Annotated in this window: 13 protein-coding genes; 4 read left to right on the forward strand and 9 right to left on the reverse strand. The window is 56.8% G+C overall.

Features of this window, described 5'->3' with window-relative positions:
* Window positions 1-31: 31 nt before the first annotated feature.
* The gene (locus tag AC2FLJ_RS03485; RefSeq protein WP_496704447.1) at window positions 32-700 is read right to left on the reverse strand and encodes a TetR/AcrR family transcriptional regulator; all 669 of its coding nucleotides are present in this window, start codon (window positions 698-700) and stop codon (window positions 32-34) included.
* A 68-nt stretch (window positions 701-768) separates the two neighbouring features.
* Here AC2FLJ_RS03485 and AC2FLJ_RS03490 point away from each other — a divergent pair, with 68 nt between their 5' ends.
* From AC2FLJ_RS03490 to AC2FLJ_RS03505, 4 genes are read left to right on the forward strand one after another with little or no spacing between them, the layout of a single operon-like run.
* Window positions 769-2,124: a flavin-containing monooxygenase gene (locus AC2FLJ_RS03490; protein ID WP_496704448.1), complete on the forward strand. Its 1,356-nt coding sequence runs from the start codon at window positions 769-771 to the stop codon at window positions 2,122-2,124.
* Window positions 2,121-3,035 carry a bile acid:sodium symporter family protein gene (locus AC2FLJ_RS03495; protein ID WP_282150874.1) on the forward strand — a complete coding sequence of 305 codons (915 nt, stop codon included), beginning with the start codon at window positions 2,121-2,123 and terminating at the stop codon, window positions 3,033-3,035. The genes AC2FLJ_RS03490 and AC2FLJ_RS03495 overlap by 4 nt, the downstream gene beginning before the upstream one ends.
* Complete coding sequence (locus AC2FLJ_RS03500) at window positions 3,020-3,958, forward strand: SDR family oxidoreductase (protein WP_496704449.1); 939 nt, start codon at window positions 3,020-3,022, stop codon at window positions 3,956-3,958. Before AC2FLJ_RS03495 ends, AC2FLJ_RS03500 begins: the two co-directional genes overlap by 16 nt.
* Window positions 3,955-4,734, forward strand: coding sequence for an SDR family NAD(P)-dependent oxidoreductase (locus AC2FLJ_RS03505; RefSeq protein ID WP_282150872.1), 780 nt, complete (start codon window positions 3,955-3,957; stop codon window positions 4,732-4,734). Before AC2FLJ_RS03500 ends, AC2FLJ_RS03505 begins: the two co-directional genes overlap by 4 nt.
* Before the next feature lie 4 nt (window positions 4,735-4,738).
* Here the strand turns inward: AC2FLJ_RS03505 and AC2FLJ_RS03510 are convergent, their stop codons facing one another.
* From AC2FLJ_RS03510 to AC2FLJ_RS03545, 8 genes are all read right to left on the reverse strand, one after another.
* Window positions 4,739-6,943 (reverse strand): PAS-domain containing protein, encoded by a 2,205-nt coding sequence (locus tag AC2FLJ_RS03510; RefSeq protein ID WP_496704450.1) that lies wholly within the window; start codon window positions 6,941-6,943, stop codon window positions 4,739-4,741.
* 3 nt (window positions 6,944-6,946) lie between these two features.
* Window positions 6,947-8,116 carry an FIST N-terminal domain-containing protein gene (locus AC2FLJ_RS03515; protein ID WP_496694910.1) on the reverse strand — a complete coding sequence of 390 codons (1,170 nt, stop codon included), beginning with the start codon at window positions 8,114-8,116 and terminating at the stop codon, window positions 6,947-6,949.
* 51 nt (window positions 8,117-8,167) lie between these two features.
* Window positions 8,168-8,845, reverse strand: coding sequence for a response regulator (locus tag AC2FLJ_RS03520; protein WP_282150869.1), 678 nt, complete (start codon window positions 8,843-8,845; stop codon window positions 8,168-8,170).
* A gap of 96 nt (window positions 8,846-8,941) precedes the next feature.
* Complete coding sequence (locus AC2FLJ_RS03525; RefSeq protein WP_496694908.1) at window positions 8,942-9,412, reverse strand: putative molybdenum carrier protein; 471 nt, start codon at window positions 9,410-9,412, stop codon at window positions 8,942-8,944.
* Between the two features lie 31 nt (window positions 9,413-9,443).
* Window positions 9,444-9,878: a hypothetical protein gene (locus AC2FLJ_RS03530; protein WP_058277356.1), complete on the reverse strand. Its 435-nt coding sequence runs from the start codon at window positions 9,876-9,878 to the stop codon at window positions 9,444-9,446.
* Window positions 9,875-11,941 (reverse strand): glycosyltransferase, encoded by a 2,067-nt coding sequence (locus AC2FLJ_RS03535; RefSeq protein ID WP_496704451.1) that lies wholly within the window; start codon window positions 11,939-11,941, stop codon window positions 9,875-9,877. The genes AC2FLJ_RS03530 and AC2FLJ_RS03535 overlap by 4 nt, the downstream gene beginning before the upstream one ends.
* Window positions 11,938-13,011: a glycosyltransferase gene (locus AC2FLJ_RS03540; protein ID WP_496704452.1), complete on the reverse strand. Its 1,074-nt coding sequence runs from the start codon at window positions 13,009-13,011 to the stop codon at window positions 11,938-11,940. The genes AC2FLJ_RS03535 and AC2FLJ_RS03540 overlap by 4 nt, the downstream gene beginning before the upstream one ends.
* Window positions 13,012-13,025: 14 nt before the next feature.
* Window positions 13,026-13,346, reverse strand: a complete 321-nt coding sequence (locus AC2FLJ_RS03545) for a hypothetical protein (protein ID WP_282118828.1) — start codon at window positions 13,344-13,346, stop codon at window positions 13,026-13,028.
* Window positions 13,347-13,365 lie beyond the last annotated feature (19 nt).

Here is a 13,365-nt window from a genome sequence, read left to right on the forward strand (position 1 = left end):
GTTGGGGCGAAGTTGTTTGATGGTCGCTGGATTACCCGGAAGGATCCAAAACACCGGTGAGCCCAGCATGACAGAACTGCAACAGGTTCCGGATTGCACCCTCGGCGTCGCGTTTATGGTCAGGGCCGGAAAGTGCCCTGATCCGCCATTCCGACGTGCACAACGCCAGCATGGACGACACCGAAAAAACCAGCGCCCCGGCAACGTTCGCTGGGTCGGCCTCGGGGTATTTTGTGCACAGCTTTTGAACGACCAGCGAGGCGACGGGATCAAAATGGGTTTTCGCCAGCGTATGCCAACGCGCATCAGCGGAAACTATCGCCACAATGCGCGCATAGGCCAGCCATTGGGGATCATTACTGAATGCGCGGGCCAAAAACGGCCTCATGAAGGCTGACATCAGGTCCGCGGCGTCCCAATCGCCGCACTCCTCCAATCGGCTGATGGTTTCACGGCGCTCTTGCGATAGTTCACTGGCGCGACGCGCAACGATGCGTTCAAAAAGCTCATCCTTTGGACCGCCGTGAAAGTTCACGTTGGCCTTCTGAACCTGCGCCCGCTCGGCGATGTCGCGAATCGAGGCACCGTCGAATCCCTGCTCGGCAAAGACCAGTTCCGCAGCGTCAAGAATACGCTCCCGTGCCGCAATGGATCGCTGCGAAGGCGCCCTTTTTCTTTCTTTTACAGCGTGTTGTGCCATTTCAAAAACTAATTTGCCTTATTTCGAACGATCGTTCAAGATAAATAGTGTCGCAGGAGGAGAAACGAATGGAACAGGTGCAAGTCGGAGCGGGCCAGCCGGTCACGGTGAAGGCCCGCCCGGAAGAGTGTTTTGCTCTGATCGGAGCCGGGCCCATGGGTCTGGCAATGGCCAAGACACTTGTCGAGCAGGGAGTGCCATTTCAAGGATTTGAACTGGCTGATGATGTGGGTGGCCTGTGGAACATCGATGCCCCTCGGTCTACGATGTACGAGACCGCCCACCTCATATCGTCCAAGAAAATGACCGAATTCACCGACTTCCCTATGCAGGAAGAAACGGCGGAGTATCCATCACATCGCGAGCTCAAGACGTATTTCCACGACTTCGCAAACGCATTTGACCTGTACCAGCACTATCACTTTGGTGCCGAGGTCCTGAGTACCTCACCGCTGGATGCAGGCGGATGGGAGGTGAAATGGCGTGACAAGGCAGGCACTGAGCACTGCCAGATCTTTGCGGGTATCCTGATCGCCAACGGCACATTGTCCGAACCCAACCTACCCAAGTTTGAGGGAGAGTTTTCAGGCGAGCTGATCCACGCCTCGGACTATCGTTATCCGACGCAATTCACAGGCAAGCGGGTTCTGGTCATCGGGGCCGGAAACTCGGGCTGCGATATCGCGGTTGACGCCATTCACCACGGGCAGTCCTGCGATATCTCGATGCGCCGGGGGTACTATTTTGTACCCAAATACGTCTTCGGTGTTCCGGCCGACACGATGGGTGGGAAGATCAAACTGCCCATGTGGCTGAAACGAAAAGTCGACGGTGCAATCCTGAAATGGTTCGTGGGTGATCCGCAGAAATATGGCTTTCCCAAGCCAGATTACGCCCTGTACGAGTCCCACCCCGTCGTCAACTCGCTGATCCTGTTCCACGCCGGGCATGGCGATTTGAAGGTGCGCCCTGACATTGAAAGATTTGACGGCAAGACGGTCCATTTCCGTGATGGCACCAGTGCTGAATACGACATGGTTCTGGCCGCGACCGGATATAAACTGCACTACCCGTTCATCGATAAGTCACACTTGAATTGGCAGGGCGACGCCCCGCACCTGTACCTGAACTGCATGCACCCGACCCGCGATGATCTGTTCATTCTGGGAATGATCGAGGCGTCGGGCCTTGGGTGGCAAGGACGGCACGAACAGGCCGAGATGGTGGCGCGCTATATCGCGGGACTAAGATCCGGAAACTCTGCCGCAAAGGCCATTCACTCGACCAAATCCCAAAAATTCGAACGTGCGACCGGCGGCATGAACTATATCGACCTGCCCCGGATGGCCTATTATGTCGACAAAGCGACCTACCGCGGTGAAGTGACCCGACAGATCGCGGCGTTAAAAGCGGCCCAGTCATGAACGGGATCGACGATGTCGCGCTGAACTTCGATGCAGGCAACCTAAAGCTGCTGAACGTCATCCTTGCCGTCGTGATGTTCTCAATCGCGCTGGATCTTAGGATGGATGACTTTCGCCGGATCCTGCGCGGACCGAAACCGTTGCTTGTTGGGCTGGCGTCCCAGTTTTTGGTTCTACCCGCACTCACGTTTCTGATGCTGCTGGTGGTCAATCCACTACCGTCGGTCGCGATGGGGCTGATCCTTGTAGCGGCCTGCCCGGGGGGGAACATCTCGAATTTCATGACGCACCGTGCTGGCGGAAACGTGGCGCTTTCGGTGTCGATGACAGCTTTCGCAACCGTGGGCGCGATCATCATCACGCCCGCTAATGTTGCGTTGTGGGGGAATCTTTACGCCCCAACACGAGAAATCCTGCAAAGGACAGAAATCGACCCGGTCGCAGTGGCCATTACGGTCGGCTTCATGCTGATCCTACCGCTGATCCTTGGCATGCTGGTCAATGCGCGTTTCACAGCCGTCGCCGATAAAATCCGCCGCCCGATGCAGTGGCTCTCGATGGCGATCTTCATCACTTTCATCCTGGTGGCGCTCGCTGCGAACTGGGGAATTTTTCAACATTTTGCGACCGCGATCATCGGAATCGTCATCCTGCATAACGCGCTGGCTTTTATGGGTGGGTATCTGACCGCGACGGCCGCTAATCTGTCGGAACGCGACCGCCGGTCTGTCACAATCGAAACTGGGATACAGAACTCGGGCCTTGGCCTCATCCTGATTTTCGCCTTTTTCGGAGGGCTTGGCGGAATGGCGGTGGCCGCCGCACTTTGGGGCATCTGGCACGCAATCTCGGGGCTGGCTCTGGCCGCCTTCTTCGCAAGACGAGAGGTGCCCGAATGCGCCACATCCTGATCACCGGAGCCGCTGGTGCGGTGGGCACTGCCCTGCTGCAACGACTGGGCAACCGCGCCGACGTCACAATCACCGCAACAGATATTCAAGAACCCGCCGACCTGCCGAAAAATGCACGGTTCGTACGGATGGATGTCACCGGCAACGCGCCTCTCAACGTCATTCTGGCCGAAGAACCGGACACCATTGTTCATCTGGCGTCCATCGTGACCCCCGGTCCGAGCTCGACCAGAGACCATGAATATCAGGTTGATGTCGAAGGTACCAGAAATGTGCTGAGTGCGGCGATTGCCGCCGGGGTCAAGCGTTTGGTGGTTACCTCTTCGGGGGCCGCTTATGGGTATCATGCCGATAACCCGGTTCCCTTGCGCGAAACGGATGCGATACGAGGCAATCAGGAGTTTGCCTATTCCTGGCACAAGCGGCTGGTCGAAGAAATGCTGGCCGAGGCCAGACAAACCACGCCCGGTCTCGAACAGGTTGTTCTGCGCGTGGGCACTGTGCTGGGGCCAAAGGTTGAAAATCAGATAACGGCCCTGTTTCACAAACCCCGTCTGCTGGGGCTGAAAGGATTAGACAGCCCGTTTGTATTCATCTGGGATGAAGATCTGGCCGATATCCTGGTTCGTGCGGCGACTGACGGGCCTGCCGGTGTTTTCAACGTTGCCGGCGACGGCGCGCTGACCATCTCACAGATCGCATCACAGATGAGCAAACCGTTGCGTCGGCTATCTCCGGCGGTGGTCAGGGCCGCTCTGACCATTGCCCGCCCGCTGCGTCTGTCGCGTTATGGCCCAGAGCAAGTGCGTTTTCTTCTGTATCGCCCTGTATTGAACAATACCGCGCTGAAAGGCGAATTCGGCTATCACCCCAAATTCACGAGTGCCGAGGCGTTCGATCGCTGGTGGGAGGCTACCCAATGAAACCAACCGCTGTCATTACAGGAGGAGCCGGAGGGCTGGGCCGTGCATTGTCCGCCGCGCTAAGGGCCGACGGTTGGCATACCGCATTGATTGATTTACCGGGGCAAGAACTTGACGCGCTTGCCAATCTGGATGACGTTAGCACCTATGCCTGTGATCTGACCGACGCTGATCAATGCAAAGACACCTGCACCCGGATCATTGCGGCAAGAGACTCCATAGATCTGGTGATCTACAATGCAGGTGTCTCGCAGATTTCCGCGTTTTCGGACAGCGATATGCGCTCGCACCGAAACTTGTTCGAAATCAACTATTTCGCTGCAGTTTGTTGCGCTCAGGATTTTCTGGACGCGGTCAGGAAAGCCAAGGGTACACACCTCGCGATCTCTTCCGTTGCAGGTTTTGCACCCCTCATTCATCGAACCGCCTATGCAGCCAGCAAACACGCGATGGAGGGGTTCTTTAAGTCCCTTCGCGCCGAGGAATCCGCCCACGGGGTTCGCGTTTCCATCGCCGCGCCATCCTTTGTGGCGACCAATATCGGGCGACCGGAGGCCGCAGACGCTGGGTTCGTTCGTCCCGGCTCTGCCTCGGATGGTATCGACTACATGGAGCCGGAAGCGGCGGCGCAGGTAATCTTGCAAGGTTACCGGCGACGTAAAGACTACATCCCAGTCGGGCGGATCGCACAGATCGCCAATCTGGTAAACCGTCTGGCACCAAAGCTCTATTTCCGTCAGATGATGCGGACGGTAGGTAAGCGACGAACGCCCTGACCTGTCAACTGACCGAAGCCTCTAACACGGATTTTAGCTTTTGTGCATCAATCGGCTTGTGCAGCAAAAGGTAGCCTGCCGTCTTGCAAGAGGCTGCCAATTCGGTCGAACGATCAGCGGAAATAATGCAACCGGGCAGTTGCCCGAATTCGCGTGTCAGTTCGGCAATGGCTTTGGTCCCGGTCTTGCCGCCGTCCAGTTGAAAATCGGCGACAATGACATCCGGTAAAATCCCGATCTCGTGCAGCAGGTTTGCCGCCTCATCTTTGCTGGCAGCTTCCAATACCTGAACGCCCCAGTTTTCCATCGTCATGCACAGCGCCCCGCGCAGGTTGTCATCGTTTTCTATCAGCAAGGCAACCGTCCTGTGCAGCACGTCTGAGCGCGGCTGTATCGACGGCTCACCGCTATTCAGCGCATCGCGTGCCTGGCCTGCTGATGGAACCGTGATTGAAAAAACGGTTCCGCGCCCCAGTTCGGACTGCAAATGTATCGGATGTTTCAGCAAACCACAGGCGCGTTCCACAATGGCAAGGCCCAAACCCATCCCTTCGGCCGCACTGGCATCTGAATGAATACGTTTAAACTCTTGAAAAACAAGGTCTCTCTGGTCTGGCGCGATCCCAATCCCTGTATCCCAAACCTGGATCGAAACGGTCTTCCCCAGTCGTCTTACACCGACCAGAACCCTGCCCATTTCCGTGTAACGGATCGCATTTGACAGCAGGTTTTGCAGAACACGCCGCAGGTAACTGGCATCACTTCTGACAACTGTATCAGTGCCGACAAATCGCAACCCAAGCCCCTTGGCTTGCGCCATAGGCCTAAAGGCGTCCTCCATCTGGGAAAAAAGCTCACCGACCGGGACCGAGGATAAGTGAACCGATGCCCGTCCGGAATCCAGTTTCGAAATATCCAGCAGCGCCTCAAGAATGTGTTCGACACTGTTTAGGGCGCTCTCTGCTTTCACCGCGACTGCGCGCGCATCGGCCTTGTCCAATCCACTGCCCAATGTCGAGACGTAGAGTTTTGCAGCCGACAGAGGTTGCAACAGGTCGTGGCTGGCGGCCGCGACAAAGCGCGATTTTGATGCGTTGGCGCGTTCTGCTTCGTTCAGCGCGTCCGCGAGCTCCATTGTCCGCGATGCAACGCGCTGTTCCAACAGTTCCTTGGCCTCGACCAGGGCTTGCGCGGATTTTCTTTCAGCCGTCACATCGGTGAAGGAAATCACGAAACCCCGATCCGGCATTTCCTGCGCGAAGACTGACAATATCTTGGCACGACCGCTGTGCATCTGGAATTGCAACGGCGGGCGCTCGGTCGAGCGATTGACCCAGGCCAACAGGTCAGCGTCGCTCACGCCGCCCTCAAAACTGATGGTCGCGCTTAACCGGTGAAACAACGTCTGGAACGGTGCTCCCATCTGAAATTGCGCATTGGGAATGGCCAGAAGTTCGCTAGCGCGGTTGTTCCACCCGACCAGACGCAGCTTGCTGTCAAAGATACAAACCCCCTGATCGATATGTTCCAGCGTCGCGCGGATCAGCCGGGCCTGGTCATCTAGGATACGATCCCTTTCCTGCCGTTCGACCCGCATGATGTCGGTTACATCCGTCTGCAAAATAACGGTACCGCCATCCGGCGTCCGGTGTTCGGACACCTGCATCCAGCGGTTGCCACTAAGGCGGATGTTAAAGACGACGTGATCTTCAGCATGGCGCGCCATGCGCCGTTGCACCCAGTCTTTTGGGGAAACTACTCCAGGCAGGGACAGGAACCTGGACTGGCTGACCAACTCGACATAATCGGTGAACCGCAGCCCCGGTGTCAGCTTGGTTTGGATGTCAGGCATATGCAGGCCAAAGCGGCTATTGCACAGGACCATTTCTTCATCCCGGTTGAACAGCGCAAACCCTTCCTGCACCGCCTCGATCGCATTGGCGAGGTTTGCGCGGGCGGCTTCGGTTTCCTGATTGGCCTGCGCCAAGCGCGCGTTCGAGTCGTTGAGCAAGTCCAACGCCCGCTCAAGGTCATCTGTCCGGGCCCGCACTTCCTGTTCCAACATGGCCGCCCGCTGAAACTGAGCATAAGCCGCACCCGAGGCATCAGTGGATTCTTCAACCCGCCGCATCAGGGCCGCGACGATTTTCAGCAGCTTTTCATTTTGCCGATCAAGCGGATCATTGGGGTCGGTCAGGGATTCAATCATCGCCTACCCGTCTTCCGGAGGGTAAATCGCGACGCCGGTCAGCGTCTGGTTCACATGGATCGAGTTGAATTGCTCGCCATAGGTCGAAAACCCGACAACATGGTTCTCGGCAAGCAGTCGCGAAATCTCGCCCGTCTTTTGCTTTTCCTGTGCTTCCAGCCGGCGCAGGATGCAATCGCAGCCCAGGATCGTGTCCGGACGGGTGGCCTGTGTCAACGCAGCGATTTCTTCCTCGAGATGCGAAACCATGTCCCGAGGTTCAGCCAGCGTCAGCACCAGCCCTTCATCAATCGCGGAAAAGAACACAAGGTCACCATTGCCCGCGACGCGCTGGATGGCCCGTACATGATGCTGGCCGCCGATCTGCACAACCAGCGGGTGGGCCGCAAAGGTAAAGGTCGTCAGCTGTTCAGGGTCTTTACCAAGTAGACGGGCATATTCGCGCGCGGCTGGCTCGGCGTTGATTTCCTGCACGATACGGTTTGCCGGATCGGCCTTGGTGACAACCATACGCCGCGCCGTTGGTACCAGGTGATCCGTCTTGAACACTTTGATCGGGCAGCGCGTGCGAACCTGTGTCAGGATCGCCGCGTTTTGCATGGCCTGACCGTCCATCAACACATAGGTCGCGCCGAAATGGGTTCCGTCCCCTGCGGACCCGCCGAACAAGGGCACCGGCCCCAATCCAACGGCGAGTTCCGACGTCAGCGCATCCTCTTTCGTCGACAGCCCGTCGATCATCAAAAAGGAAAACTCGTGTTTCCAATCCGGTGCGGACGCCGCCATTTCGTTACGGTTGCGGATCATCTGGTCGATGATGTCCTGCGCTGAGAAATTCCCAAGGTCGGGCACCAACAGGGTGCGCACCTCGAAATGCGAAGACGGTAATCCGATGGCGACAATCTGATCTTCGCCATAGCCGCAATCTGCAAGCTCGCCCGCTGTGGTGCATCCGATCACAGGCGTTGGCGCAAAAGCATCGACTGCCTCGGAAATAACCGCCGCCGCATCCGCGCCTGAGCTCACGAACAGAATAACCAAGGACAAAAGATCATCGCCCAACGATCCGGCGAGTTTTTCGATCGCCTGATCCGTGTCGCGATGTACAAAGCCCGTTTTGACGATACCTGGCGCACGGGCAGCAGCTGTCGCCCACCCGACTGCTTGGTTCATCCTGCCCTCCTTCCTGAAGCGCAACGTCTTCATATGATATGGCGCGAGGGCTTATTCTTGCAAGACGCTGGCAAGAGAAGCCTTCTTGGCAAGCAGCACGGCCTGCGTACGACTTTGCACGCCGAGTTTACGCATGATTGCAGTTACATGCGCCTTGACCGTGGTTTCGGCAATGGACAGATCAAACGCAATCTGCTTGTTCAGTTTGCCTTCACAGATAAGCTGCAGAATGCGCGATTGCTGATTGGTCAAAGTGGCAAGCCGATTGGCGGCGTCGCTGTGTTCGGTATCCGCATCGTCGTCAATCAGTGCAAAACCGTCTGGCACGAAGACGTCTCCGGAATGAACTGTCTCGAAAGCTGTACGAAACACGTCTCGCTGGCTGTGCTTGGGGACATAACCTGAGGCACCCGCACGGATCACCTGACTGATCACACGGTTCTCTGAAATCGACGACACCACGATGACCGGTGCATCGGTGGCCGCTTTGACACGCACCAAACCTTCAAGCCCGTCCACATCCGGCAGGTTGAGGTCCAGTATGACCGCATCTGGTCGCAACCCACCGGCAATCAGAGCAATCGCGTTTTCCAATCGATCTGCGGTGTGGATTTCACCGATGCGAGTGACACTTTGCAGCGTCATCGACAAAGCATCACAAAACAGTGGATGGTCATCGACGATCAGGACCTTGTCAAAATCAATCTGTCCGGCGGTTTTTGCAAACATGAAACTTGGCCTTCGCAATCTGGTTGTCCCAACCCTAGCAACCGTCGGGTGCCGCGCCTACTGGCGAAACGTCGTATAGCCGGAACCAAAGTTTGGCTATGCCTCGGGGCTTTGGGGCAAAATCGATTGACGTAAGATCGCTGTCACTTTGGCTCCGATCTGGGGGGCTTCACTTTCTCTGGGGCCAGCGATGTTCAATATCGTAATAGGCCTCGCCATGACCCATTGCTTTACTTGGCGCGCACACGCCTCAAGCCCCTGCCCTAGATCAACGACCAGATAAGGCTTTCCGATCTCTTGCGCAAAATCGATCGTCAACTGCGTTCCCGGACTGGTCGATCCATCCACAAACACCAGCAAAGCGTCACAGGCCAAAACGTTCAGCTTAGTGCGTTCGGCGACATCCGCGGACTGTGTTTCATTCAAACCAGAGAAGCGATCCGGAATGCGGCCCGCCTCATTCAAGCGGCCTTTCGGAACCCAGCCGCCATAGGGAATGTCGTTTTCCAAAGCGAACTGGAAAGCCGCCATATCAACGCCTGTTTGTCCGCCGGTTATGATTTTCACAAGACGCTCCTTACCCTAAATCAGCGCCTTGCTAGCCCAACAGACCGATTTCATGCCCGTCAATGATAATCGCCAGATCCCAGTATTTTCTGATTTCTTCCTCGGCGGCCTGGGCTGCAGCAGCCTCTTCGGGAACGCGTTCGACCCGAAACCCGAACCGTTCAAGCCCGCAATAGTCCACTCGGCTGAGAATGACGGGAAAAACCTCCCGCTCCATCGCGGCGGCGGCCAACAGCCTTGCGATACGATATGGCGTTTCTGGTGGTTCATGCACCCGCACGCCGATATGCACCGGGCCGCCGGGTTCCCGATCCCACAGCATGAGCGAGGGGGCCAGCCGCATATTTGGAAAGATAACCTTGCCAAGCGGCTTGGTGTCACGATCCTCATTGATCAGATCGTCCAGCGGCTCGGGTCGATTTGGCGACGCTCTGCTGAGGATTTCGAACCATAGATCACTGGTCATATCCGCGCCCCCAATTCGGTTAGCAATTCGGCGGCCTTGACTGCCCCCGTTTTGGGCAGCTCAAAACCATTCAATGCAGATCGGTAAAATTCGGCTCCGTCGTGATCCAGCCAATCTGCCACTGTGCGCTCGAGCGTCATGAATTCGTGTTCGGTGATGATGGCGCACAGGTCACGGTCGGCCATGGCTGTGGCGCGCCGTTCCTGATCGTCCAGATAGGGGGCTGACTGCGGAATAAATATCGCCGGGATGCGATGGTACAGCATCTCAAGGACCGAGTTGTATCCGGCCGCAGATATGACCACGTCTGCGGCGAGGCTAAGCTTGGTCGCCTCCAGTGTCTGAACCACGCGGGTGTTTTTCCAACCGAATGTGGCAGGCTGAACCGTGCTTCCGGGCCACGTTACAACCAAGTGCAGGCAATCATCGCGCGCCTCAAGCATGCCCGAGATCGCCTGCAATTGCGCAGACCTGTCCGAGGCAACGCCGCCCCCCAGCATGCTGACAACCAGCTGCTTGAAGTCGCGCCCGAAACGTTCCGCCAGCCGGGCCCTGAGCTGTTCTTTTTCCGCGGCGGACTGTTCCACCTGACGCACGATTGGCCCGACATAATGGACATGGTCACCATAGCTGTAGGCGTCGTTCAGCTCGTCAAAAGCCTCAGAGGGCACGATGACACGGTCAAACACGCTTTCGCGGCGCAGCATAGTCTGCCTTGACCGGCCTTCAGGCCACAACCCGCGCCGGATCCAAGCCGCCGACAGTTTGCGTTCACGGATCACCCGATAGACGGAGTCAAACACGTAGCCGCCGTCAAAAACCAGTGTGTCGTTTTCTTGAAGCACCGCACCAAGGCGCCGATATGTCAGAACGTCATTGCCATCTGAATTGGTCTTTGTATCGGTGCGCTGAACCAGTGGGATACAGTCGATACCCTCACGGCGAACAAGCGGGACGCAGCTGGGAAAGGCCGCGAACATTTTTGTCATGGTGTCCGGCATTTCACGGGCAATGATGCTGCACCGCTGCGCGTGGCCCAGCCCCACGCCATTCGTCGGGAAAAACAGGGTTTTGCGCTTGTCCTGTTCTGTCTGACGCTGTTTCGGCTGCAGACCTGCAGCCGTTTCCAGGCGCGAAATGTCAACTGTGTGCAACCACTGGGATTTCGAGGCCTGTTCGACAATTTGCGGCACGTTTCCGATCACATTGCCGATCAGGTACCCATCCAACGCGAACGGAGTCTTGGGCCCAAGCAAAGCAGGTGCGCCCGAAGACATCAGAACCTCATCGTCGGTACAGTCGATCGCAACACCGCCGGCTGCAATCAGCTCGACCGCAAAAGCGGCCATGCGAACCCCGGCGATCCCGTGACCGAACATCGCCAGAATGTCCGTCGAATTCGCCAAGGTCAGCGGTGACAGCCCGGTATACAGATAGGTCGGCAAATCGTGAAACGGCGACGCCTTGATCGCCTCATTCTGCGCGCCGCTGACGATGAGTTTCAGGTTATAGCCACCCTGGCTGCTCATGCGGGAAAAGCAGGACAGCGTCTCGGGATTGTCCAACTCCATCGAACCCAACACAAGGGTCACGTTCGGCACCACCCTTTTGGACCGCCGCGATACGGGCCGAATATCCGCCACCAAAGGGCTAGAGGTCGATGGCAGCACTGGGCGTGGTTGAAAATCTGTCAGGTCAATCACGTGGGCTTCGCGCCCAAGCGCATAGGCCAGCCGGGCCTTGGCCGCGATATAGCTTTGCTGGGTCAAAAAGCGGCCCGTCGCAACAACCGGAACACTCGGGTCGAGTTGTTTGTTCCGCAGCGACGCAAGAAGAAAATCGTCAATCTCTTCGGCACCCAGTACGAATATGGTCTGCGCCTTGTTCTCGCCCGGGTCGACAAGGAACTTGGCTGCCTCGTATATCCTGCCACGCCCTGCATCCTCGGGCAGATAATCGGCATCAATGCACACATTGAAGCCACGTGCGGCAAGCTGCTCGGCAAAGATCAACTGCGTGTCAAACGACCGCAATGAGCGTGTGCCGACTTCGACATAGATCATTTATTCACCTCGCTGTCGGCGGATAAAACCCCCGACAGCATCGCCTTGAATTTACCTGCAGAGTAGTTCTGTAGCGCCAATTGCGATCTGGCCACCTGATCATGGTATTTTTGCGGTTGGGCGATCAGGTCGGCAATGATTGTGTCCACCTGAGAGGGCTGGCAAGTCAAGACGGCATTTCCGAACGTGGCACCAGTATCGGGGTTGGTCAGAACAACCTTACCTGCGGCAACCGCCTCGGCTACAACGCGACCAAAACTTTCTTGCCAGGTCGGTGCCGTGAAATATACAAAAAAGTCAATCATTCCAAAGAACTCTTGCACAGTTATGGCGTCAAAGGGAAGCAAGGTCCAATGCGCGCGAAGAACACGGGCATTCAACAAGGCATCGGCTCCAAGAATTACATTGCACTGAGAGTGGCTTGGAAAACAGCTGTCCAAATCAGCAATAACCGGGAACTTCTCGAATCCGGGTCGTGAATGACGCCCACGGCGGTCCTGTGGCGTTTCACACGGGGCGCTCATCTCGGTCTCGCAAATGTTGAACCAGTCAGAGCCCAAAACGTCCCATTGCCGCGCCACGCGAGACGTTGCCAACCAGTCAACGACACCGTTTCGGTTATACGGTGATATCGGTGCGAGTGTTTTCCTGAGAGAAATTGTTGAGGCTTCGATCTGGCTTAGACAGTTTGAAACATCAAACCCCTCTGCCCCGCCTGGACGCAGAAAATTCTCATGCGTGATCACGTACAGCTCGCGCGCAATGATCCTTGTGCCAAGCGTGTCCTGAAATTTCAGAAAAGACGGGTTGTGCAAAAATACGAAATCCGCGCTGATCCGTGGCGCGTCCCAAATGATCGGAATATTCAATTCGTCCAGCACCCGCCGTAAAACCGGCGAGACTTGCTGCTTGGTGCCAAATGTTTTGGATGTGATCGCGTGGACGACCACCTGCCCGAATTCGGCGGCCACAGGCAATTCGGCGGCCACAGCCGCAGAAGTCCCGCCAGAAAACCGCGGCTCGATGACATAAGCGATCGTAGGAATGTTCGATCGCTCAAGGGCAAGCATTTCCGACATCCGGCTCAGTGTTGCAGCGACGCGGCGAATGCATTCTCAGTCGAACGGTTCTCGTCGCTGGCCGGTGCGCTGGAGGCATAGCTGAAATCCAGATCTCCAACCGAGGCGACCTCGTGAAAGCTCCGCAGCTCCAGCGACAGTTCATCATCGCCGCTCAATAGCTGGGGGTTTTTGTCGAGGTAGGAATACAGTGCCTGAATGTCATTGGTGGACAGCATTTGGTCGATGACCAGCAGGTGCTCAAGCGTAATCTCGGCACGCGCGTTTTGGGTCGTCGACAAAAATAGCAGAGCAGTTACGATGCCGATAAGTCGTCTATCCGTCATTGTGGATACCTCGTCGGAA

The sequence above is a fragment of the Ruegeria sp. CDSA034 genome (assembly GCF_059612275.1).

Coding starts and splice junctions, on each gene's coding strand:
- AC2FLJ_RS03540 (WP_496704452.1), bottom strand. CDS start 13,011: ATGCTTGCCCTTGAGCGATCGAACATTCCTACGATCGCTTATGTCATC.
- AC2FLJ_RS03510 (WP_496704450.1), bottom strand. CDS start 6,943: ATGATTGAATCCCTGACCGACCCCAATGATCCGCTTGATCGGCAAAAT.
- AC2FLJ_RS03515 (WP_496694910.1), bottom strand. CDS start 8,116: ATGAACCAAGCAGTCGGGTGGGCGACAGCTGCTGCCCGTGCGCCAGGT.
- AC2FLJ_RS03485 (WP_496704447.1), bottom strand. CDS start 700: ATGGCACAACACGCTGTAAAAGAAAGAAAAAGGGCGCCTTCGCAGCGA.
- AC2FLJ_RS03495 (WP_282150874.1), top strand. CDS start 2,121: ATGAACGGGATCGACGATGTCGCGCTGAACTTCGATGCAGGCAACCTA.
- AC2FLJ_RS03535 (WP_496704451.1), bottom strand. CDS start 11,941: ATGATCTATGTCGAAGTCGGCACACGCTCATTGCGGTCGTTTGACACG.
- AC2FLJ_RS03520 (WP_282150869.1), bottom strand. CDS start 8,845: ATGTTTGCAAAAACCGCCGGACAGATTGATTTTGACAAGGTCCTGATC.
- AC2FLJ_RS03505 (WP_282150872.1), top strand. CDS start 3,955: ATGAAACCAACCGCTGTCATTACAGGAGGAGCCGGAGGGCTGGGCCGT.
- AC2FLJ_RS03490 (WP_496704448.1), top strand. CDS start 769: ATGGAACAGGTGCAAGTCGGAGCGGGCCAGCCGGTCACGGTGAAGGCC.
- AC2FLJ_RS03530 (WP_058277356.1), bottom strand. CDS start 9,878: ATGACCAGTGATCTATGGTTCGAAATCCTCAGCAGAGCGTCGCCAAAT.
- AC2FLJ_RS03545 (WP_282118828.1), bottom strand. CDS start 13,346: ATGACGGATAGACGACTTATCGGCATCGTAACTGCTCTGCTATTTTTG.
- AC2FLJ_RS03500 (WP_496704449.1), top strand. CDS start 3,020: ATGCGCCACATCCTGATCACCGGAGCCGCTGGTGCGGTGGGCACTGCC.